The following is a 23203-nucleotide window of genomic DNA, read 5'->3' as shown; positions in this document are numbered from 1 at the left end:
GTCTATAAATATAATTTATGGCTTTTATATGCATTTTATTGCAGAAAAAAAGCTATTATAGCTCAAAATAGATATTTGTGTTGTTAAAAGTGAAGCATAATTCATGTTATAAATTGATATTATTTGCCGCTTGGCTCATAGTAACCTACAAATGATTTGTTAATTAATGGTAGAAGAGTAAACAGCGTATGAACCGTACCATCACGTTAATACCCGAGAGTGGATTGCAATTTTGGCCCGTATTATTTTCAACTGAACAGATCAAGAATATTCGATGTTGGTTTTGGGAAGAACGAAACGGTGAATACGAAGATGGTAGCCCACGCTATATATTACATGCTTTGCAAGAAGATACAGAAACTGGAGTTATTAAAGATCCCTTGACAGGTCGTGTTCCTCCAGAAGATCAGATTTATGATGTTTCTTGGAAATCTGTTGTTCAACTCTTGCAAAAACAATGGCTTCCTTTACCTTTTTTCGCATTACTTTCTGCTGAACAAGATGGGGATAAATTGTTCCGTAAAGGGCCTGGAAACTGGGTGCGTGGTCGCTTTGCAGAGCTTGAAGAGGGTGAAATACGTCTTGATTTGGTGTTTGATACCAGTTTAGAAGAGCTGCATGAGGATGGGGTATATAATGCACCAACTTTTGAAGATAGCCAACGTCAAGATCATTTCAAATTTGTTTCTTCTTTACAAGATATTGCTTGGTTTTTAAATGAAGCTTGGGTTGGTGATTGGCTTTTAAAAGTTCAGCAAGAAGCTCAAGAAAAATCTGAACATAAGAATTTGTCAGATCGTCAATATTATTGTTGGCATTATGCTGTTTATCAAACTTTTTTACAAATTTTACAAGCTGTTCAACAAATGCCGACGATTCATTTATTGGATGGTAATACAGAAAAAAACATCCAAAATGTCGTTGAAGTTGATTTGGTACTTGATTTAGGCAACTCACGCAGTTGTGGTATTCTGATCGAAGATCATTTGGGACAAGATGTTAATTTTTCCAATAGTTATCCCTTAGCACTCAGAGATTTATCTCGTCCTTATTTAGAATATAACCAACCTTTTCCAAGTTGTATCGAGTTTGCCAAAGCAAATTTTGGCAATGATTTACTTTCTCGTCGTTCTGGCAGAACAAAAGCGTTCTTTTGGCCAAGTCCTGTCAGAGTTGGATTTGAAGCAGCTCATCTAGCAGGAATGCGTATTGGAAATGAAGGGCTAACGGGTCTTTCTTCTCCTAAACGATATATTTGGGACAGCCGATTATCGTTACAAAGCTGGCGATATAACAGCCGTTCAATCAGTGACGGAGGGCGCATTATTGATCCACCAGTGAATGGTGCTTTCATGGCGATGATCTCGCCTGAAGGGCGTGTCTTATCCGATGAAGAACGAGCATCAGGGCAGAATATTACTACTCAACCAAATTTCTCTCGCAGTTCTTTATTTACGTTTATGTTTGTCGAAATCTTAATGCAAGCCCGTTTGCAAATGAATTCTCCTCAAAATAGAGAACAGCGCCAAGATAAAACATTGATGCGCAGGTTACGATCAATTGTGTTGACTATGCCCCCTGGGATGCCCGTAGCCGAACAAAAGATATTACAAAACAGAACCAAAGCAGCCATTGATTTATGCTGGAAAATGCTTGGTCTTTCATGGAATACACGCCCACAATTACAATGTCGTTTGGACGAGGCAATGGCTACGCAAATTGTCTGGCTTTATAATGAGATCACAGAACGTTTAGGTGGGAATGTGGATGAATTTATGCGGTTACATGGGCGGTTGCGTCCTAATGCAGATCGAAATGAACAGCTTGAACCCTCCATCAGAGTAGCTAGTTTGGATATTGGTGGTGGCACGACTGATTTAATGATTAGCTCTTATACTGTTCCTTCTGGAGAAACCATTTGCCCTAAGCAAGAATTTAGAGAAAGCTTTAAAGTTGCTGGGGATGATATATTAGAACATTTAATTACTCATGTGGTTTTGCCTCCTTTAGCAGAGGCATTACAACAAGCTGGAGTTCAAGATACACAAGCATTATTCAGCCGTATGATTGGCCAAGACTGGGGTGGTCAATCTGAACAAGAACGCCATTTAAGAAAATTGTTTGTCAGCACTATTTTGGAACCGATTGCAATTGCTGTTTTAAAAGAATATGAATCCATTAGCGATCGCAGTATTGAGGATCTAACGCCTTTTTATGTCAAAGATATTCTTGGGCAAGATAAAGAGAATATCAATCGATCCGCCAGTTATATTCATCGCCAAGCAGAGCTTGCTGGTGCTCAAAATTTCAACATTGCTGTTGTGAAGATTGCGATTAAAGTCAAGCATATTGAAGCTTCTATTTCCCACGTCATGGGAGAGGTTATTTCTAATTTATGTGAAGCCATCTGGGCTTATAATTGTGATGTATTATTGGTTTCAGGACGACCCTCACGATTCAGACGTATTGTGGATATGATCAAAGCAGCAATGCCTGTGCCTCCACATCGTATTGTTGGAATGTATCATTATCGCGTGGGTGCTTATTATGCGTTTCGTGATGCAAGAAATAGGATTAGTGATCCCAAGACAACGGTTGTTGTTGGGGCTTCGCTTTGTTTACAAGCAGAAGGAAAGTTACAAAATTTTGTCTTAAGAACACGTGATTTGAAAATGTATTCTACGGCACGATTTATCGGTCGCCTTGAAAAGAATGGCCAGTTGCGTAACAAAAATGTATGGTTATCAAATATTGATTTAGAGGGACAAGCCTCTGAAGATGTTGGCTTTACCATTCATGATTTTGAAAATACGACGCGAATTGGGTTCAGACAGTTGGGAATAGAACGCTGGCCAGCATCCCCTTTATATACATTAGAGTTTGGTAATTTCCCTGGGTTCAACAAAGTTGCTTTGCCTTTAACAGTGAATATTATTCGACAAGATATCGATTTTGACAAAGAACAAGCACAAAATGATTATTCAGGCAGAGAGCAATTTAAAATTGCAGAAGTAACAGACCAAAAGGGTGAACAATATCCGCCTCGAATTTTATCCTTACGATTGCAAACCATGCAAAATATCGAAGGATATTGGCGAGATACAGGTCGCTTTACGTTAGCTTAAGGAAAGATATGATTAAGATGGTTAAAGATAATCAAGAAATGATCCAAACACTACAAGCGCGTAACAGTGAAGTTTTAAACGCCTCTGACCAAGCTTTGTCTTGGTTTGATGATAATCCAAAAGCAGTCAAAGGGGATGGTGAACGTCTCAAAGCAACGTTACGACGATTTCGCCGTCAAGCACGTCAATTAAACCGAGCCTGTCGTCAACCACCAGCCATTGCTGTGTTCGGAGCCTCCCAGTCTGGAAAGTCTTATTTAGTTTCAAGTTTAGCTACTAAACCAGGGAAAACTTTGGAGGCTCATTACCAAAATGAAAAGCTAAACTTTCTGCAAGATATGAACCCTCAAGGAGGAAATGAATCTACAGGGTTGGTTTCTCGCTTTACCACCAGAACACCCCAGGTCATTCAAGATAATATGCCTGTGCCTTTACGGTTATTGTCCGCAGTGGATATTATTAAGATCTTAACCAATACATCCTTGGAGGATTTTAAGGTCAAAGAATTATCGATGGAAGATAAACAGATTGATGCTTTATTTGATGCTGCTGGGGCAAGCGCGAATACGACTAACGCTGTTGTAGATTTAGATGATATCGAAGGGTTAATGGAGTATTTGCAGGCTTTATACTCTGATTGTCAACGCTTGGAAAAATTAGGGGATGGATATTGGGACAAATTAAAATTGCTTGTTCCTCATTTACCTGCCAGTGAGTCTGTCAGTTTATTTTCACCTTTATGGAATGGCTTGCCTCAATTTACCAATTTAGCACGCTCATTATTTGTTACCTTGGAACAACTAGGTCAACCAGATTTTGTGTATTGTGCAACAGATGCGTTACGCCCCAGGGAAAGAAGCATCTTAAATGTGGAAACACTTTTCACACTCGGACAATCCGATCATGGTGATAGTGTTGCGTTATTAACACCAGATCGAAAAACTGTAATGATTAATCGCTCAATTGTTACGGCGTTAACAGCAGAGATTACCGTTCCCGTAGGAGATGCGCCTTGGTCATTTTTAGAGGAAACGGATTTATTAGACTTTCCTGGGGCTAGGTCTCGGGAAATTATTTATGACCCTCAAGATTTTTTGCAAGCACCAGAGGCTTTGGGACGATTATTTTTAAGAGGTAAAGTCGCTTATCTATTTCAACGTTATGAAGCAGAACGAGAAATCTCGGCAATGCTTTTATGTATTGGGGATTCTATACAAAGCGTTTCTACTTTGCCTGGTATGATTGATGGGTGGATTAAAAGCAGTATTGGTGCGACATCAGCTGACAGAGCCAAACAACGGGATAATTTATTCATTGTTTTAACCAAGTTTGATCGCGAATTTGAACAAAAAGATGGGGATGCACCTTCTTCTGGATTTCGTTGGACGGCTCGGATTAACGCAAGCTTGCTTGATTTTTTTAAAACAAGCAGCTGGGTCGAAGATTGGAAAAATCAACAGCCTTTTGATAATCTATATTGGCTACGAAGCCCTGCAATTAAATTTCCAGCGGTAATGGATTACGAGCAAGTCAATGGTATTGAAAAGGAGTCTGGTATCGCTTCAAAATCACAATCATTAGTTGAAACAATGAAGCAAGCATATTTATCGAATAGCTCTATTCAACGTTATATTGCTAATCCTGAGAATGCTTGGGAAGCGGTCTTAATGCCAAATGATGGTGGTATCTCTTATCTAGCCCAAGCGTTAGGTAAAGTTTGTGATGGTCGGTTAAAGTTTGAGCAAATCTCTGCACAATTAGAGCAATTTTGTGCAAATTTATCTCGGTTTATAGCCCCATATTATCATAGTGGTAATAAAGAAGAAGCGATTAAAAAAGCATCATTAGAAGGTCAAACCATTGCTCGTTCCTTAATGAAGTGCGTTGCTGTTCAAATGTTTGGTCCATTATTATCTTGCCTGCAAGTGACACGCGATCAAATGATAGAAGCATGGCGTAATTTAGAGACTCAATCCAGTAATCAGAAGTTTTTGATGGGGAGAGCCAGTGATGTTGATAGCTTGTTTCAAGATATGTTCCCTAATGCTGAAGAAGATGCACCCCAACAATCGACTACGGAAGAACAAGAGAGCGCAAAAGATCGACATGAGCAATATGCTGACCTTGCATTGGCAAAATGGAACAATGTTATGGAACATTTTGCAGGGCAAGAACATGTTACAGAAACTTACCTCGTTCCTTCAGAGCAATTGGTCGCTTTAACAGCAGATATTGCATTATTATCTAGACGACTCAACTTGCGCGATCAATTGGCTGATAAATTACGAAAAAATGCATCGCTAACAGGCAGCGCGTCTTTGAGAGGCGAAACACAAGCATTATTAGCAGAAATTGAAATAGGTAATTTTGTGAATTGGTTGGGATATTACGATGTTCCTCTTGACCAACGTCCAATGACCCGAGGGTTAAAAGGTGAGCATGTTTTTACTCCTAAAGAAGAGCTCAAAGGAATATTGATATTGCCAGAGCAACCAACACCTTATAATGAACGTTTTGTCAGAGATTGGATTTCTGCATTAGTGCAAATTTTTGAAGAAAATGCAGGGGCTTCTGAACTGAATGGTATAGACCCAGCAGCAAATGAGTTATTAGGCAGAATTATTTCAGTATTGGAGCATAAAGACAAATGAGTTCTCAATTAAAAGTTTTTGCTTCTGCACCTGGGGAAGCAGTTATTGCCGTTGTTGGACAAGCAGAGCATTATGGAAATAAATTAACGATTTCATTTCCTCAATTTTCCTCTATTGCGTCACAACCAGTCTTGCAACAAGCTGTTGAAGGGAATGATCTGTTATTAACGATTGATGCAGACAGTTTGGGTGATATTTTAGAGCCAGATAGTCCATATCAAATTAAAATCCCAGAGCTTGAATGTGTCGCCACGGTTATTTGGCCTGAAATTATTGCCAGAAGAGGGAATAGTAAAGGGGTGATTAATACGATTGGAGCTTCTTCTAAAACAACATCTATTATTGAAGAAAAAGAAGAAATCAAAACCCAACCTGAAATTCAGCCAGAGCCTATCGTTCAATCCGAGTCAGTAATTGAGGACGAAGCACCCTTGCTTCATGAAGAAACAAAAAGTTCTTCTTCAATGCCGTTTATTGCATCTATTGCTGCAATTTTTGTTATTGCAGGTGCTGGCGGAGCCTTTTGGTATATTCAACATAAAAAACCGCAGCCCGAAGCAAAGAAAGAGCAAGCTGTTAAGAAAGAAGAGCCTAAAAAAGAACAACCTAAGGCACCAGAAATTGCTAAAACTCAACCTCCAGCAGCCCCTAAACCAGAACCTTCTTTTGCAGAAACATTACAAAAGATGTCTGTTCCTGATGTGATTAATAAAGCACCCAATACAGTGTTAATTACCAAGGAAGGCAAACGACGGCTTGAAGCCAAACAATATGATGATGGCGTTTTATTATTGGAAAATGCTGCTTCCAAAGGGGACGTTACGGCGATGTTAACATTGGGACTTTTATATAGCCCTGTTAATTTTAAAGAGGGTGGTGCTATTCCAAGTCCAGATATGAGGGAAGCTGCAAGATATTTTCAAAAAGCTGTAGAGGGTGGATCAAAAGAAGCAGAAGCCCCCAGAGCATCTTTAAAAGAATGGCTAATGAAAAAAGCAGAGAGTGGAGATGATATGGCACGTTTAACTTTAAAGGATTTCTGGAAATGAAATTAACTCATTTTCGTTTGCTATTACAAACCAGTGTTGCAATTATTGGCGTCTTTGCAGGCAGTTTATATGTTTATGCAGAAACCCCTGATACCGCACCAATATCTCCCACATTGAATAAAGATGCTGCCCCGACAGTGCCGTTGTTGATGGAAGGGAAACATACACTTTATCAACGTGTGATTTCACGACCTGGTGGTGTAATTTCTCCTGAACCTTCACAGGAAAATTCAAAACCATTAGAGGGATTTAAGGTTTTTTATGTGTATCAACGGCATAAAGATGCACAAGGAAAAGAAGACTGGATTCAAGTCGGGCATGATATTAGAGGGCATATAGCAGGCTGGATCCCAGCCGATAAATCTGTGAATTGGTCACATACATTGGTGGGAGCTTTCACAAATCCAGCAGGCAGAGAACGTTCTTTATTCTTAAAAACAGAACAAGATGAAAAGGAGCTGATTACAGATCCTGATCTTTCACAAAAATCTAAAGAATTAACGCAAGCGGCTTTGGGGGGTAATTCTGATAAAGTCATTGCTATGGAACCAACCAATTACGTTGATATTACCAAGAATTTTTATTTATTACCTATCTTGGATGCACAACAAATTGAACGCCCCAGTGGTCCACCGTTACGGTTGTTGCATGTTATTTCTGCCCCTTCACAACCCACTGGTCAAACGAATGCATCGCCTGCAAATCTAAGGAATTTTAAGGCTAGCCTCGTATTTGTAATGGATACGACGATCAGTATGGAACCTTATATTGAACAAACGCAAAAAGCAGTTAAATCAATTGTTGATCGCATTCAAAATACAGCGGTCAAAGATAATTTTCGTTTTGGCTTGGTTGCTTATCGTGACAGTTTAAAAGATAATCCTGAATTGGAATATGAAACCAAAGTTTATGCCAAACCTGATTTTGATAAGCCAATAGATATTATTAATGATTCGATTTCAATTGTTCATGATGCCGAAGTATCCTCTAAATCCTTTGACGAAGATGCAATTGCAGGGATTAAAACGGCTTTGGATGAGGTGGATTGGAATCAATCCGCAGGTCGTTATTTAATTCTGGTGACAGATGCGGGTGCCAGAGGCGCAGATCATCCTAATAGTATAACAAAATTAGGTATTGAAGAAATCAGACAGCTGGCGGAATCTAAAGGCGTTGCAGTATTTGTGGTTCATTTATTAACGCCTGCAGGCCAAAAAAACAATGATCATAAAACCGCCGAAAAACAATATCGTGCGTTGAGTAAATATGGAGCAGCTGGCTCCCTATATTTCCCTGTGAAAGGTGGAACGCCCGAGGCTTTTGCAGAGGTTATTCAAACCTTATCAACATCTTTGTTACAACAAGTTTCCAATACAACAGGTCGTCCAGTTGCAGGATTAAATCCTGATGCGAATAATCCCAAACAACAAGCCATACAAAAACAGTTGCAGGTCGTAAGTCAGGCAATGAAGTTGGCTTATGTTGGAAAAGAGGAAAAAACATCGGTTCCAGATGTGGTATCCAGCTATACTACGGATCGAGATTTATCTAATCCTATGAAGAAATCTGTTGAGGTTCGTGTCTTATTGACCAGAAACCAGCTTTCTGATTTGGCACAAGCTTTACAAATCATTCTTAAAACTGGACTAGCTGGTCGCACAGAACCACAAACTTTCTTTACGCAATTACGCTCTGCGTTTGCAGCTGCTGCCAGAGACCCTTCTAAAATTGCACAATCTGAGCAAATTGGCGGAATGCTTGGCGAGTATCTCCAAGATTTACCTTATAAATCTGATATTATGAATATTTCAGAAAAAGATTGGTTGGCAATGGGTGCTATTGCCCAAAGAACCATCTTAAATAATGTTGAAAGTCGCTTACGTCTTTATCAAGAATATCAAGCACATCCAGATTTATGGGTCAATTTAAGTGGGAATAATGATCCAGGCGAAGCGGTATTTCCAGTTCCGTTAGAGGCTTTACCTTAACAATGTCAGAAAAGCAGACAAAGGAAGTTTTTTATCTTGAAAAAATATCCCGTCAGTTTTCTGGCGGGATTACCATAGAGATTGCTACTGCTAGTATTTGTTTAGGGGATAAGATTTTAATTTCCGGACCCTCTGGTTGTGGAAAAAGCACGATGCTTGGGATGCTATCTTTGGCATTGAAACCTGACCGTGGCAAAATATTCCTTTGTGACAAAGTGGATGTTTTAGAGAAATGGAAGCGGAATAAACGTGACGATTTGGCGATGTTAAGAGCTGCTTTATTTGGCTTTATTCCTCAGACGGCAGGGCTTATTCCTTTTTTGACTATTCAAGAAAATATTTTGATGCCTCAGGGTTTGATTGGTAAAAAAGATCAAGATTGGTTTCTTTATTTGGTTCATAGATTGGAAATTAACGCCATTCTATCCCATAAACCTCATCAGGTTTCCGTGGGGCAAAGGCAAAGAGTAGCTGTTGCTCGGGCATTAATAAACCATCCTTTGATTGTCTTGGCTGATGAACCCACAGCGTCGGTTCATCCTTCTTTGGCTGATGGAATACTAGAATTATTGATAGAGACTATTCAAGAGACTGGGGCTGCGTTGATTATGACCTCTCACGATACCAAAAGAACATTGCAATATGGGTTAACAGAATTTCCATGCGAGATGGATCCTCAAAATCAAATCACTAGGTTATATTTATGAAATATAAGCGTTTTCATGGGGCTTTGTCAGCAAAATTTGCTTGGAAAGATTTAAAGAGTGAACCCATTTTGTCTTTGTGTTTAGTGCTTGGTATTGTTGCAGTATTAGCGCCTTTGATTGTAATTGCTGGCTTGCGTAGTGGTGTTTTAACGAGTGTCCGACAAACATTGTTGGAAGATCCTCATGCTAGAGAGATCGTTAATATCTCGAACCGTAGTTTCACGGATCAAACATTAAAGCAACTTGCCAATAGAAAAGATGTTCAGTTCCTTGCCCCCAGAACCAGAACGCTGGCTGCCAGTTTATTTATGGAAAAACAAGGTGACTTGGGTAGTGGTCGACATATCATGTTAACACCTACAATTAAAAATGATCCTTTATTAAAAGATATTCATCCTTTTATAGAAAATAATCATGAAATTATTTTATCACAGTCAGCAGCCAACCATTTACATGTTAAAAAAGGGGATGAGATTACAGCTTATTTAAATCGTATTTTGAATGGACAAAAACAACAAGTTCAATTTTCTCTTAAGATTATAGGGATTGTTCCGCCTTCAATTACGGATCAGGATAGTGCTTATGTGACCTTACCTTTGGCAGTTGGCATAGAAAATTATCAAGACGGGATCAAGGATTGGTCGCCACAATTAAAAGATTTGCCTTTGCCTGCGCAAACAATTTATTCGGGTTTTCGTTTATATACGCATAATATTAATGAGTTGCCCACGTTGGATGCTGATTTACGTAAAACTGGGATCGATATTATTTCCAAAGCAGGGGACGTCGAAGGGCTATTATCTTTGGATAAACGTTTATCTTTGCTATTTATCTGTGTTGCTTCTTTGGGTGGATGTGGACTATGTATTTCCCTTGGCGCTGGTTTATGGGCGAATACAGAACGTAAAAGAAAATCATTGGCTTTATTACGATTTAATGGATTTAGTGCCTTGGATTTGATTTTATTTCCCTTGGTGCAAGCCATTATCCTCGCATTATCAGGGGCTATTATTGCATTGGGTGCAGCCTATGGTGCTGGTCAACTCATTAATATATTATTTAGCTCTGTCTTGCCTCCAAATCATGCTTTATTTTTACTGAATAACTGGATTATTTTGGGTGCCTTAGGACTAACGGTCATGGGGGGTATTATTGTCAGTTTATTATCAGGAAATCGCGCTGCAAAAATTCAACCTTGGGAAGGGGTCACTGCATTATGAAATTAATCATTTATGGTTTAGCCATTATAGGGGGATTAACCTCGTTACCTGCTTTTGCAGCAGATCCTTCATGGACAAAAAATCTCATTGATCCTCACCCTTTACCTGATGATTTTACATTACCGATGCCTTGTGGTGGCGCAATGGTATTTAGGGCTATTGAAGTGCCGTCTGAAGGAGGCGTATTGGATGATATTCCTGTACAAATGGGACAAACGAGTGCAGATCAAGGATATAGTAATTATATCCATCAATCTCCTTTATCAGCACCGTTTTCATCTTCTAAAACAGGCGTTAAGGTCTATTATATTGGCAAGTACGATGTTACGCGTAACCAATATGATGCAATTATGAATAACGGCACTTGCCCCAAGGCAGATCAAGCGGGGCAAAAAGCGATGAATAATGTGTCTTGGTTCGATGCTCAAGATTTTTCAAAGAAATGGTCTATTTGGCTTTTACAAAATGCCAAAAAAGATTTGCCTAAACGTGATACTAGCTATGGCTTCATTCGTTTACCAACAGAATCTGAATGGTATTATGCGGCTCAAGGTGGGAATAAAGTTAGTAATACAGAATTCTTAGAGCCCACCTGGCCAATGCCAGAAGGGATCGAACAATATGTTATGGCGGGTTCAGAGCTGGCGAATGGTCAAGTTCAAACTGTTGGGGCGATGAAACCTAATCCTTTGGGATTATATGATATGTTGGGTGAAGTTGGGCAAATGATGCAAGATTATTATCATTTGAACAGAGTAGGGCGCTTACATGGTCAAACAGGCGGGATTGTTGTAAAGGGAGGGAATTATAATTTCAATCCATCTGACCTTAATACAGCTTTACGTGAAGAAATCCCTTTATATGACGCGAACAGTAATCAACCTACCAAACTAGCCACAATGGGTTTTCGAGTTGTCATTGCAGCCCCAAGTTTAGGCAGTTTGCAAGAAACCAATCAAGCACAGAGTCAATTTGCAGAATTGTTACAAAAATCTGAAAATATTTCCTCTGATACGCATCAATTGATTAATAATTTAAAAAATCAAACAACTGATGCTACTACCAAAGCAGGCTTGGATCGTATAGGAGCCCAACTCGATTCAGATGCTAGAGCTAGAAATGATGCCCAAACTGCAACGATGCGTGCGCAAATAGAGGCTTCGGCTGCATTGGCAATGAATATATGGGAACATCAACATACAATTCAAATTCTGGAGCAATCTTTATCTACATTGAAAATGCTTAATGAAAAGCAAAAATCTGGAATTACAGCCAATATTACCAATCACAAAAAGATCATGAAAAACTCTGTTGAAGGATATCTAGATCTTATTCGACAAATTGCAGATGCTTCATCTACCATTGATAAAACCAAACAATTTTCAATGGTTATCACTGCTTTTAAAACTAGACAACTTGATAATCTAGCCTTTTTTGCAGATCAAACACAAAATCTGCTCTCAACTCCTAAAAAACAATGGACTGTTGATTATGTAACTAAACAAATCAGCGCAATTCCTGCCGCACAGGCACGGGATAAAGAATAGAAGCAAATATTATACAAGGTTATTTATGTTTACTTAAATGATCTTGCATAAGTTCAGCAACTTTTATTCCATCATTATCTTTGGTTTCTTGTAAACCATTGATAATGCTTTGTTGAGTGTTTTCATTATAATTTTGGCTTAATTTATATTTTCCTTTAATATCAGCAATCGAAATTTTGATTCCAATAATGGCTTTCAATATGGATTGAATATAATCACTGGGGGCATCTTGGACATGCCAAGGCTCGTTAAATTGCTTTTCATTGATATCTGTTATTTTTGTCACAATCGATAATAACTCTTGAGGGTCTTGGATAAATTCTATTTTCCCTCTAACATGAACCATGACATAATTCCATGTTGGTACAACTTTATGGTGTGTTTGTTTCGCAGGATACCATGATGGAGTAATATAATGATTTGCGCCTGTAAAAATAGCCAGAGCTTCAGGACTTATCAATGGCTCATTCCATTGTGTATTTGCTTTTGCAATATGCCCATATAAGATGCCTTTCTCATTTTGATATGTATCTAAATAAAGAGGAATGAAACTGGCTTCTACACCATAAGAATGTTGGGTCACAATATGTGCAATTTGAATTTCTTTGATTGCAGTATGTAATAACTGTAAATCATTTTCTTTGAAATGTTCCGGGATATACATTTTTGTCCTTAAGTGAAATTAATAATAAACTAGTTACATGTTGATATTTAGAAATTTTATCCTGAATGATACAAGTATATGTGTATTGAGGAAGTTTGATTAACCATTGTTGAATAATCTTAATTTGCTTTTTTTGATCGCCATTAGAATATAAGGCGATCAATTAAAATCCCACACGCCATCACACCAATCAAGCGCATTATAAAGCTCAAGCCAATATAGATATTTAGTGGTTTTATCAAGATATGTGAGTAGTCTTAATAAAATTTTAGTTTTTATTTTAATGAATATATTGAATAATTCAATAAGTTATATTTTTGATGTTGATAAGCATATGAAAAAAATTAAGAAAAAGAAAGCAGTTAAGACTTCACATTTTAAATTATCTTGTGGGATGGCTGACTGTAATAAATGCAAATATACAGGTATTTTAAAGAGATCATCGTAACAATAAATCATAGGAACAAGGAGGTTTTTTTTAATCCTCCTTGTTTATTTGATATTATTCAATCGTCATCAGAGACGCGTTACCACCAGCAGCGGTTGTATTAATACTGACTGATTGTTCTTCTATTAAAAAGTCGCTTGGATCTTGGATTTCGCTGACATCAAATGCAGAGACAATACCATGCTCAGTAAATGATAATTGCTGACGTGCTTGTTCAAAATCGGAAAAATCTTTTTCGCCTAATATGACCACACATAGTTTTTCAGTTGCTGATTGAACTATGGTTATTTGTTCCATAAGTGACTGTGGTAACTGATTATACCATTGGGTAATTTCTTTTGATGCCAATAATAAAACAGAATTTCCACATTTCAAAGCTAATGTAATTTGACGGAATAAAATCTCTTGTGTTTTCGCGATACATAATACGGCTCCACGAGGAGAAAGCTTGTAGATATTTTCTTCACCTACAGGACCTTTCAACTCTATATTGGTGCCAACAATACCATAGGATAAAAGCTCATGTGCAGTTTGAGCAAAGACAGGTTGATATTGTTCAAGCCATCTAAGCCATTGTTGTGCAACGGTTGGTGGGGTTTGTTTCGGAAGGTCAGTATAAGAAGGACATTGTTTTAATAATCTTCTGATAATGAATGGAGCCCCTGCTTTTGGACCTGTTCCAGAAAGACCTCTACCACCAAAAGGTTGAACACCAACAATCGCACCAATAATATTACGATTAATATAAATATTTCCTGCGTGAATTTTATTGGTTGTGTTTTCGATCATTTCACCAATACGAGAATGCACCCCAAAAGTCAGCCCAAAGCCAGTATTATTGATGGTATCAATTAAATGATCGAGTTGATTACGTTTATAACGAATGACGTGCAAAACAGGACCGAAGACTTCGTCAGGAATATCCGAAATTTGATTAATTTCGATAATGGTTGGCATCATGAAAGTGCCATTTTTCGCTTGTTCAGGTAATGGTAACGACCAGACTTTAAATCCTTTACCCTTCATATACTCGACATGTTTATTTAAACGATCCAAAGCCTCTTGACTGATAACAGGACCAATATCTGTTTTAAGAGTAATGGGGTTTCCAACAACTAATTCATTGGTTGCACCCCGTAACATGGTCACAACACGATCTGCACAGTCTTCTTGAACGCATAATACACGTAATGCTGAACAACGTTGACCAGCACTGTCAAAAGCAGAAGCAATAATATCAACCACGACTTGTTCAGCAAGCGCAGAAGAATCAACAATTAAAGAATTCTGTCCACCCGTTTCTGCAACAAAAGGAATAATGTCACCAGCAGGGGATCTTCTATTTGCAAGGCTTTTAGAAATCTCACGGGCTACGGCTGTTGATCCTGTAAACATTACTCCATGAACGTCTTTATGAGAAACTAAGGCTGCACCAATATCCCCTTTACCAGGTAATAATTGTAGGACTTCAGCAGGGATACCTGCTTCATGAAGAATTTGAACCGCTTTTGCAGCAATTAAAGGGGTTTCTTCGGCAGGTTTAGCCAACACGGGATTACCTGCAGCTAAAGCAGCAGAAACTTGTCCAAGGAAAATAGCAAGAGGGAAGTTCCAAGGACTGATACAAACGACTGGACCACCCAAAGCAATATGTGTTTTGTTATTATATTCTTTTTCAATGGTTTTTGCATAATATCTTAAGAAATCAACAGCTTCTCTAACTTCTGCCAATGCATTCAGAAAAGATTTACCTGCTTCTCGAACAATCAACCCTAATAAAGAATAGAGTTGTTCCTCTAAAAGGTCAGCAGCTTTTAATAACGGAGCCGCTCTTTGTTCAGGTGAAGTTTCAGCCCAATCTTTGGCTGCTTTGACGGCAGATTGAAAAGCTTGATTAACTTCTTCAGTGGATGCCTCGACGACCGTTCCAACTTTATCTTGATGATTGGCTGGGTTTAACACATCAATAGCTTTGTTTTTAGATTTAATTGCTTTTCCTGCGATAATAGGCAAAGATTCCCAAGTCGTTGGCGACGAATTGAGCGCTTTAGATAGGGCTTCTAGGGTAAATTCATCGTTAAAATCAATTCCCTTTGAATTTAGTCTATCTTTTCCATAAATAGTTAAAGGTGCTCTAATTGAAGCATGAGGGCTACCAACTGGATTAATTTTTAATGCTTCAGCTACAGGATCAGCAATAAGTTGATCGATGGAAATTGACTCATTACCAATTTGATTAACAAAGGAAGAATTTGCACCATTTTCTAATAAACGACGCACTAAATAAGCCAATAAAGTCTCATGTGTGCCAACCGGTGCATAAATTCTACAAGGTCTTGATAAATGTTCTGCCTGAACAACCTTGCTATATAATTGTTCACCCATCCCATGTAAGCATTGGAATTCATATTGTTCTGGATCGTAATTTTTACCAGCAAGCGCATAAATAGTTGTCAATGTTCTGACGTTATGGGTTGCAAATTGCGGGAAAACGGCATCACGATGAGCTAATAATTTACGTGCGCAGGCAATATAGCTGATATCAGTGTAAATTTTTCTGGTATAAACAGGGAAGTCCGATTGCCCTTCAACTTGTGCTTTTTTGATTTCACTGTCCCAATAAGCACCTTTGACCAAACGGATCATTAAACGGCGATTAGTACGGCGGGCGAGATCAATTAAATAATCAAGCACATAAGGACATCTACGACCATAGGCTTGGACAACAAACCCAATACCATTCCAATTTTGTAGTTCTGGATGCTGGCAAATGGCTTCCATTAAATCGAGTGAAAGTTCGAGACGTTCACTTTCTTCTGCATCAATATTAATACCAACATTATATTGTCGCGCCAAAAGAATTAAGTTTGTTAAAGTGGGTAATAATTCTGCCATGACTCTGTCATGTTGCGCACGGGAATATCGTGGATGTAATGCGGATAATTTAATGGATAATCCCGCGCGCTCATATACGCTGCTCCCTTGAGTAGATTTGCCGATGGCATGAAGTGCATTTTCATAATCAATACGATAATTTTCTGCATCTTCTTTTGTAATTGCAGCCTCACCAAGCATATCATATGAGTAACGAAAACCAATTTTTTCTAATTTTTTACTATTTTTTAAAGCATCTTCGATTGTTTGCCCAAGTACAAACTGTTCACCCATCATACGCATTGCCCTATCAAGGCTAAGGCGGATAACATTTTCACCGCGGCGTTTTGCTAACTTGGTAAGTGCCGCAGCAAGATTGCCTTCTTTAACTGGCGTGACCAACTTTCCCGTAATAGCCAATCCCCACGCCGCAGCATTCGTAAAGATCGGTTTTTTAAAACCAGCATGAGACGTCCAATCCCCAGTACTGATTTTATCACGAATCAATGCATCACGTGTTTCGACATCTGGAATACGCAATAATGCTTCTGCAAGGCACATCAATGCAACACCTTCAGCAGAAGAAAGAGAGAATTCTTGGACAAGGGTTTCTACACCTTTTAAGTTGCGGTGTTTTCTTAGATATTGAGTAAGTGCTTTTGCATGATTTTTAATCTGTGCATTCATCGTATCTGATACTGTTGCTTCTTGAATAAGCGATTGAATACAATCCATTTCAGATCGACGAGTTGCCTCAGTAATTTTGGCTCTTAGTGGAGCTTGTGAATGTACAATATCATCAAATTGAGAAAAAACAGACATAGAGAACCTCGATGTTGAAGTGCAAGATGAGCACAATTACCATTATGCTGGTTATTACATGAAATATCTATTTGTTAAAGTATAATTTAAAGGGGTTTCATAAGTTTTATTGAACACTTTAAGTTTATTTACCGCGAACGAAAATTAAGGTTAGTATTCAGCTAGATTTCACTAATATTAAGGATATAAAAGGATTATGTTCGATATTTATGGTGGCCCTGTATTTGGCATGGCACGTCAGCAATTCTTACAAGCAGCAGATATTTTAGAAATTCCAACCGATCAACGTGATCGGTTGCTGTACCCAAAAAGAGCTATTGCAGTGACTTGCCCCATTCATCGTGATGATGGGTCAACAGTTGTTTATGAAGGCTATCGTGTGCAACATCACCTGAGCTTAGGACCAGCAAAGGGTGGGGTTCGTTTTTCCCCACATGTTGATATTGGTGAAGTAGCTGCACTATCTTTATGGATGAGCTGGAAATGCGCATTAATGAATCTGCCTTATGGTGGTGCAAAAGGTGGCGTACGTGTTGATCCTTATTCTTTATCTCCAAAAGAATTAGAAGCATTATCAAGACGCTTTATGCAAGAGTTAATTCCTTTTGTTGGTCCACACGTTGATGTGATGGCTCCTGATATTGGTACAAATGAACAAGTCATGGCTTGGTTTATGGATACCTATTCTAATGATGCTGGTCAAACCGTAACAGAAATTGTTACAGGAAAACCTGTCAGTTGTGGTGGAACTGTTGGGCGTAGAGAGGCGACCGGTCGTGGCGTCACCCATACAATTGTTCGTGCAGCAGAAGAAACTAATTTAAATCTTGCTCAATCAACAGCTGTGATTCAAGGATTTGGAAATGTTGGTTCTGTTGCAGCGAATGAATTACATGCTTTGGGTGTTAAAATCCTAGCGATCAGCGATCATACTGCTGCTTACCATGATCCAAAAGGGTTGAATATTCCTGAAATTATAGACTATGTCTCAAAACATGGTGTATTAAAAGGATACTCATCAGAATGCTTGACTGATCCTAACGCCATTTTAACTATTAAATGTGATGTATTAGTTCCCGCAGCTGTTGAACGTGTTATTACAGAAGAAATCGCTAATAAAATTGAATGTAGAATTCTAGCTGAAGCAGCTAATGGTCCTACAACTCTTGAAGCAGATGCTGTATTCGCCAAACGTCCAGAAGTGTTCATCATTCCTGATATTTTATGTAACTCTGGTGGGGTTACTGTCAGTTACTTTGAGTGGGTTCAAGATTTACAACAATTCTTCTGGGAAGAAGAAGAAATTATTAGTCGTATGAAAAAAATCATGGATAAAGGCTTTTACGATACGGTTAAAAGCGCCAAAGAATTAAAAGTAAGCAATCGTATGGCTGCAACTTGTGCGGGTTTAAGACGCGTCAATGCTGCTAAACAAGCCAGAGGCTTATTCCCATAAGATTGTAATGTATTAACGTGTAGGATATTCTGGTAAATTTACTTTTGCTGGAATCTCCTGCACTAGCGTTTTAGTCTTATATTTTTTAAGATTAAAAAGTTTTTCAATAAAATTTAGCCTATTTTCAAAAGGGTCTTTTTCGAACCTAATCCCACTCATTGAAAAATTCAATAATTGTTGAGGGGCTTGATTTACAGAAAGGAAATTCGGGAAACCGGTAACTGATGGGTTACCATTCTTGGCAAAATTGACCCAAGATGTCATCATTGCTTTGGCCATTGCCCTGTCTTGATTACTTACAGATTGATAAACACTATTTAAATTATTGAATACAAAGGGAACTTCTGAAAAATGTGGCGCCCCATAGGAACTATAAGAACGAGCAGTATCAGCAATATATGAAAATCGATAACGATAAACTGGAACATTTTTCTTAACGAATTGTTGTGTTAATCTGCGGGTAGGTTCTAAAAATTGGATATCTGCAATAATTTGACGAACAACATTCATTTCAGATTTATTTCTGTTTGGATTATATATCTGATTAATTTCATCGTTGGTCGTCTCTAAATCTTTATTTAAATCAGGTAATGTAACTTTAGAAAGCAAAACGCCATCGCCATCATTATCTCCGATTAATAACGGAACAGGATAAAAATCACCTTTTTCATATGCATCTTCAAGAGACTGGGTTAAAAGTGTTTGATCGATAATCAATCCAGCGAACATATCAGATTTTAAATTTTGAATGTTGAGATCACCCACAATATCATCGGTTGGCAGCGCTCTCAATTGTTTTAAAATATCGATATCATTCCCTGAAATATGATGTTTTTGAGTAAAGTTGCTGCCTTTGAGTTCAGCTTGATCTTTTGGGGTAGGAGGGAAGGCACGTGTATGTCCAGTTCCAGATTGAATAATTGCTTTATTAAATAATCCCTTTGCTTCTGGAATAGTCATCAAAGATAAAATGGAGGCACCACCAGCAGACTCTCCAAAAATTGTCACGTTATTACTGTCACCACCAAAAGATGGAATATTGTTTTGAGCCCATTTTAAGGCAGCAATCTGATCCATTAAACCATAATTGACAGATTTATATTCTTCATTTTCACTGTTCAAGGCGGGATGGGTAAAAAACCCAAATCGACCAAGTCGGTAGTTAAAACTCACGACAACTATTCCTTGTTTCGCAAGTTCGGAAGGATCATAAACTGGTAAAGAACTTCCCCCAGAAACAAATCCACCCCCATGTATCCAAATCATAACAGGATAGAAATGTTGGTTATTTAAGTTAGCAAAATAAGATTGAGGGGCCCAAATATTTAAATATAAACAATCCTCACTTGTCGTTTGAAAAGATGGATCTTTGTCCCAACTATTTGGTTTTTGGCTGCACATTGGAGCAAAATCAGTAGTTTTCTTTATATTCTGCCATTCTTGTACAGGTTGAGGCGGAAGCCATCGATAAGAGTTAATCGGAGGAGCTGCATAGGGAATTCCTTTAAAAATGGCTAAACCATCGTTAAAATATCCTTGGATTTTTCCTGCATTCTGTACAGAAATAATAGGTGTACTATAAGATTGTATTTTCTGAGTATCAGCAAAAGACGCTGGCATGGTTAAATATATAATCTCTATAAATAATATTGATCTGAGTAAGCCTAGTACAACCATGTTATAAGTCTTTGGAAATTTAGTAAATGCTAATCCTTTTACAGAGAAGCCTTGTAAAGATAAAGTGATTTTAATGAAAGTGACAAAATTACAACCTAATTTGTGTATATAATATCAAGCATCATTTATTAATAGATAAGCTTTGTATTTATTGTAAAACAATCAAATTACAATAAAAAAATTAAGGTGATTCATATATGTTAAATTTAAATTTTTCAAAAATTCTTGCTGTTAGTACAGCTTGTATCATGCTCTCAGCATGTAGTGCAACAAATAACCCAAATTTAACTCCAGAACAAAATAAACAAAATCAACGTAATGCGCAGTATAATAATACGTTAGGAACGGGCGCAGTGGCAGGTACTGCTCTGGGTGCATTGGTAGGAGGACTTGTTGGTGGTAAAAAAGGACTGTTAATTGGCTCATTAAGCGGGGCAGCCGTTGGAACAGGAGCAGGATACATGGTTGCTGATAGAACCCAAGGTCAGCAAATGACAGAAGACGATTTAAATAAACAAATTGCTGCCGCACATCAAATTACCGTGACCGCACAAGCCGATGCACAACAAGCAGCACAGCAAGTAGACGCGGCGCAAAAGCAATTAGCAACGTTAAATCAACAAATTGCGTCTAAGAAAATCACAAATGCTCAATATCAACGAAAATTAGCTTCTATTCAGCAAACATCTAATAACTTGAATAATAAAATTAATTATTATTCAGAGCAAAGCCGTCAAATGCATCAATATGCAACCTTATCAAAAGATCCTCGTTTTACACAAGAAGCACAACAAACTGATGATGCAATTAGTCGCTTAAAATATGCGGAAAATGTGTTGGCAACAGGAATGGGGGCTCAACCCTCTGGATACAGTCAAACAAGAGGGTAAAATGATTCAATCTTTACGTTTTTTCATACCATTTACAGGCTTTTTATTTCTAGTAGGATGTTCTTCTACGCAAAATTGTAATCCAGATCAAGCGAATTTCTTTTCTGGAATTGGATGTTCTGTAGGTGGTGGATATCAAAATAGAACTCAAGATTTAAAAAATCAGTTGGGTAGCGAACAACAAAGCGCCACACAACAACAACAGCAAGCACAACAATCTTATCAGCAAGCCAATCAGTTGCAAAATGATATTGCTCAGCGCCGAAATGAGTTGAGCAAGATTGATAGTCAAGCATGGGCTGTACGTCAAAATCTTCAAAAAGCAAAAGCGGATCACTCTATGAGTTCACAAGAGATAAAGCAAAAAGAAAAGCAATTAGCAAATTATAACGCTAAACGAGCTAAAGTATCAACTGATCCTTCACAGCAAGATATCAATGCCTTATCGAATATTCTAGGCAATATGTAAATGCAAAAATAGCTCTTTTATAACTATAAAAGAGCTATTTACTTCATGACGATACGCTATATTTTCTATTTTTTACATTTTTTAGAAAATAGAATTGATAGAGCAGCAAGAACACCAAAGCTGTCGATTGCTAGCTCTTCTTTTCTGTTATGTTTGAAGCCAGTTACCAATAAACATAATGCAGATCCAGCCAAAAGTAGTGCACCTAGCTTAGATGTTTTTTTACAACCAAGCATTGCAGCACCCGCAATCTGAGCGCCACCAAGAGTTTTCATATTAGATTCAGACCAATTTAATTGCGCAAATCTTTTTGCTTGGATGTCCACTCCTAGAACCTTACTGATACCACAAGCTGCAAATCCCAATCCGACAAGAGCACGCCATATTTTTTTACAATGCTTAGCCATTTTAAACTCCTTTAAAAGCCATACCTTGATTATAATATTTTTTACAAACAAAGTTAATATCAAATATATAAAAATTAAAAATGTTATTTCTAGGGCAATACATAGAAATAACATTCCTGTTTTTTATTAAGCGATTGCTTGTTTTAATGCAGCAGTCATATCGCTGGTTGATGCATTCCCACCCAAATCCTTGGTATGGACTTTGTCATGAACAACCACTTTTTCAATGGCAGATTCAATACGTTTCGCCAAATCAACACGATTAACATATTCCAACATCATGGCAGATGCACGTAATACTGCCAACGGATTAGCCATATTTTTACCAGCAATATCAGGGGCAGAACCATGAACTGCTTCAAACATGGCTGCTTTCTCACCAATATTGGCACCAGGAGGCATTCCCAAACCACCGATCAACCCAGAGGTTAAATCAGACAAAATATCACCAAATAAATTGGTTGTTACAATAACGTCGTAGGTTTCTGGTTTTAAAACCAATTCCATTGCACAGGCATCAACAATACGTTCTTCACATGCAATTCTACCTTCATATTCTTTGGCAACTTTACGACCTTCTTCTAAAAATAAACCGCATAGTTCTTTTAGAATATTGGCTTTATGAACCAAAGTCACTTTTTTACGATTGTTTTTAACCGCATAATCAAAAGCATATTTTACAATACGACGACATTCGGTTCTGGAAGTATATCCAGCGCAAGTTGCAATCGCTTTTGGATCATCACCAACAGGAATATAATGTTCCATCGCAGCATAAAACCCCTCAAGGTTTTCACGAACCAAAACAATATCAACATTTTCAAAACGTCCGCCTGGAATTAAGGTGCGTGTAGGACGAACATTGGCATATAAACCGAATTCTTTACGAAGGGTTACGTTGATTGAACGAAATCCTTTACCTACTGGAGTGGTCAAAGGACCTTTTAACGCCAACCCTGTTTTATGAATACTATCAATCGTTTGTTGAGGCAAAGGATCACCAGAGGCTTCAACTGCGGCCATGCCTGCCAATTGTTTATCCCATTGAAATGGGGCTTTGATTGTTTCTAAAATCTCAAGAGTAGAGGCAATAATTTCTGGACCAATACCATCACCAGGGATAAGGGTTACGGGAATTAAATCAGACATTTAAAATTTCCTTTAAGGTTAAATTGCGATAAACAACGATTGATAAGCTATTATAATCCT

At 38.0% G+C, this 23203-nt stretch carries 15 protein-coding genes; 10 read left to right on the top strand and 5 right to left on the bottom strand.

All coding sequences use genetic code 11. From position 1 onward, the window contains the following. Positions 1-188: 188 nt before the first annotated feature. From PQG52_RS04320 to PQG52_RS04290, 7 genes are read left to right on the top strand one after another with little or no spacing between them, the layout of a single operon-like run. Positions 189-3125 carry a virulence factor SrfB gene (locus PQG52_RS04320; RefSeq protein WP_271828095.1) on the top strand — a complete coding sequence of 979 codons (2937 nt, stop codon included), beginning with the start codon at positions 189-191 and terminating at the stop codon, positions 3123-3125. Between the two features lie 8 nt (positions 3126-3133). Then, positions 3134-5776: a virulence factor SrfC family protein gene (locus PQG52_RS04315; RefSeq protein WP_271828094.1), complete on the top strand. Its 2643-nt coding sequence runs from the start codon at positions 3134-3136 to the stop codon at positions 5774-5776. Continuing rightward, on the top strand, positions 5773-6825 hold the full coding sequence (locus PQG52_RS04310; protein WP_271828092.1) for a hypothetical protein: 1053 nt from the start codon (positions 5773-5775) through the stop codon (positions 6823-6825). Before PQG52_RS04315 ends, PQG52_RS04310 begins: the two co-directional genes overlap by 4 nt. Continuing rightward, positions 6822-8813: a vWA domain-containing protein gene (locus PQG52_RS04305; protein ID WP_271828091.1), complete on the top strand. Its 1992-nt coding sequence runs from the start codon at positions 6822-6824 to the stop codon at positions 8811-8813. The genes PQG52_RS04310 and PQG52_RS04305 overlap by 4 nt, the downstream gene beginning before the upstream one ends. 2 nt (positions 8814-8815) lie before the next feature. Beyond that, positions 8816-9520 (top strand): ABC transporter ATP-binding protein, encoded by a 705-nt coding sequence (locus PQG52_RS04300; protein WP_271828090.1) that lies wholly within the window; start codon positions 8816-8818, stop codon positions 9518-9520. Then, positions 9517-10740, top strand: coding sequence for an ABC transporter permease (locus PQG52_RS04295; RefSeq protein ID WP_271828089.1), 1224 nt, complete (start codon positions 9517-9519; stop codon positions 10738-10740). Before PQG52_RS04300 ends, PQG52_RS04295 begins: the two co-directional genes overlap by 4 nt. After that, complete coding sequence (locus PQG52_RS04290) at positions 10737-12287, top strand: formylglycine-generating enzyme family protein (protein ID WP_271828088.1); 1551 nt, start codon at positions 10737-10739, stop codon at positions 12285-12287. Before PQG52_RS04295 ends, PQG52_RS04290 begins: the two co-directional genes overlap by 4 nt. Before the next feature lie 19 nt (positions 12288-12306). Here PQG52_RS04290 and PQG52_RS04285 read toward each other — a convergent pair whose 3' ends face one another. Both PQG52_RS04285 and putA read right to left on the bottom strand, forming a co-directional pair. Continuing rightward, positions 12307-12951, bottom strand: coding sequence for an FMN-binding negative transcriptional regulator (locus PQG52_RS04285; protein WP_271828087.1), 645 nt, complete (start codon positions 12949-12951; stop codon positions 12307-12309). Between the two features lie 502 nt (positions 12952-13453). Beyond that, positions 13454-17095, bottom strand: coding sequence for a bifunctional proline dehydrogenase/L-glutamate gamma-semialdehyde dehydrogenase PutA (gene putA / locus PQG52_RS04280; protein WP_271828086.1), 3642 nt, complete (start codon positions 17093-17095; stop codon positions 13454-13456). Positions 17096-17291: 196 nt separating this feature from the next. Here putA and PQG52_RS04275 point away from each other — a divergent pair, with 196 nt between their 5' ends. Beyond that, complete coding sequence (locus PQG52_RS04275) at positions 17292-18551, top strand: Glu/Leu/Phe/Val family dehydrogenase (protein WP_271828084.1); 1260 nt, start codon at positions 17292-17294, stop codon at positions 18549-18551. Between the two features lie 12 nt (positions 18552-18563). Here PQG52_RS04275 and PQG52_RS04270 read toward each other — a convergent pair whose 3' ends face one another. Further along, positions 18564-20228 carry a carboxylesterase/lipase family protein gene (locus PQG52_RS04270; RefSeq protein WP_271828083.1) on the bottom strand — a complete coding sequence of 555 codons (1665 nt, stop codon included), beginning with the start codon at positions 20226-20228 and terminating at the stop codon, positions 18564-18566. A gap of 197 nt (positions 20229-20425) precedes the next feature. On the opposite strand from PQG52_RS04270, the gene PQG52_RS04265 reads away from it, so the two are divergent. Further along, the gene (locus PQG52_RS04265; protein WP_271828081.1) at positions 20426-21118 is read left to right on the top strand and encodes a glycine zipper domain-containing protein; all 693 of its coding nucleotides are present in this window, start codon (positions 20426-20428) and stop codon (positions 21116-21118) included. Position 21119: 1 nt separating this feature from the next. Beyond that, on the top strand, positions 21120-21587 hold the full coding sequence (locus tag PQG52_RS04260; protein WP_271828080.1) for a hypothetical protein: 468 nt from the start codon (positions 21120-21122) through the stop codon (positions 21585-21587). A 65-nt stretch (positions 21588-21652) separates the two neighbouring features. Here PQG52_RS04260 and PQG52_RS04255 read toward each other — a convergent pair whose 3' ends face one another. Both PQG52_RS04255 and PQG52_RS04250 read right to left on the bottom strand, forming a co-directional pair. After that, on the bottom strand, positions 21653-21994 hold the full coding sequence (locus PQG52_RS04255; protein ID WP_271788698.1) for a DoxX family protein: 342 nt from the start codon (positions 21992-21994) through the stop codon (positions 21653-21655). A gap of 126 nt (positions 21995-22120) precedes the next feature. Further along, on the bottom strand, positions 22121-23143 hold the full coding sequence (locus PQG52_RS04250) for an isocitrate/isopropylmalate dehydrogenase family protein (RefSeq protein WP_271828077.1): 1023 nt from the start codon (positions 23141-23143) through the stop codon (positions 22121-22123). Positions 23144-23203 lie beyond the last annotated feature (60 nt).

Source organism: Commensalibacter communis, from assembly GCF_947179105.1.
In the GTDB taxonomy this organism is placed as follows: domain Bacteria; phylum Pseudomonadota; class Alphaproteobacteria; order Acetobacterales; family Acetobacteraceae; genus Commensalibacter; species Commensalibacter communis.
The sequence above is the reverse complement of the archived record's forward strand: the minus strand, read 5'-3'. Positions and strand labels throughout refer to the sequence as shown.

Coding starts and splice junctions, on each gene's coding strand:
- PQG52_RS04320 (WP_271828095.1), top strand. CDS start 189: ATGAACCGTACCATCACGTTAATACCCGAGAGTGGATTGCAATTTTGG.
- PQG52_RS04315 (WP_271828094.1), top strand. CDS start 3,134: ATGATTAAGATGGTTAAAGATAATCAAGAAATGATCCAAACACTACAA.
- PQG52_RS04310 (WP_271828092.1), top strand. CDS start 5,773: ATGAGTTCTCAATTAAAAGTTTTTGCTTCTGCACCTGGGGAAGCAGTT.
- PQG52_RS04305 (WP_271828091.1), top strand. CDS start 6,822: ATGAAATTAACTCATTTTCGTTTGCTATTACAAACCAGTGTTGCAATT.
- PQG52_RS04300 (WP_271828090.1), top strand. CDS start 8,816: ATGTCAGAAAAGCAGACAAAGGAAGTTTTTTATCTTGAAAAAATATCC.
- PQG52_RS04295 (WP_271828089.1), top strand. CDS start 9,517: ATGAAATATAAGCGTTTTCATGGGGCTTTGTCAGCAAAATTTGCTTGG.
- PQG52_RS04290 (WP_271828088.1), top strand. CDS start 10,737: ATGAAATTAATCATTTATGGTTTAGCCATTATAGGGGGATTAACCTCG.
- PQG52_RS04285 (WP_271828087.1), bottom strand. CDS start 12,951: ATGTATATCCCGGAACATTTCAAAGAAAATGATTTACAGTTATTACAT.
- putA (WP_271828086.1), bottom strand. CDS start 17,095: ATGTCTGTTTTTTCTCAATTTGATGATATTGTACATTCACAAGCTCCA.
- PQG52_RS04275 (WP_271828084.1), top strand. CDS start 17,292: ATGTTCGATATTTATGGTGGCCCTGTATTTGGCATGGCACGTCAGCAA.
- PQG52_RS04270 (WP_271828083.1), bottom strand. CDS start 20,228: ATGGTTGTACTAGGCTTACTCAGATCAATATTATTTATAGAGATTATA.
- PQG52_RS04265 (WP_271828081.1), top strand. CDS start 20,426: ATGTTAAATTTAAATTTTTCAAAAATTCTTGCTGTTAGTACAGCTTGT.
- PQG52_RS04260 (WP_271828080.1), top strand. CDS start 21,120: ATGATTCAATCTTTACGTTTTTTCATACCATTTACAGGCTTTTTATTT.
- PQG52_RS04255 (WP_271788698.1), bottom strand. CDS start 21,994: ATGGCTAAGCATTGTAAAAAAATATGGCGTGCTCTTGTCGGATTGGGA.
- PQG52_RS04250 (WP_271828077.1), bottom strand. CDS start 23,143: ATGTCTGATTTAATTCCCGTAACCCTTATCCCTGGTGATGGTATTGGT.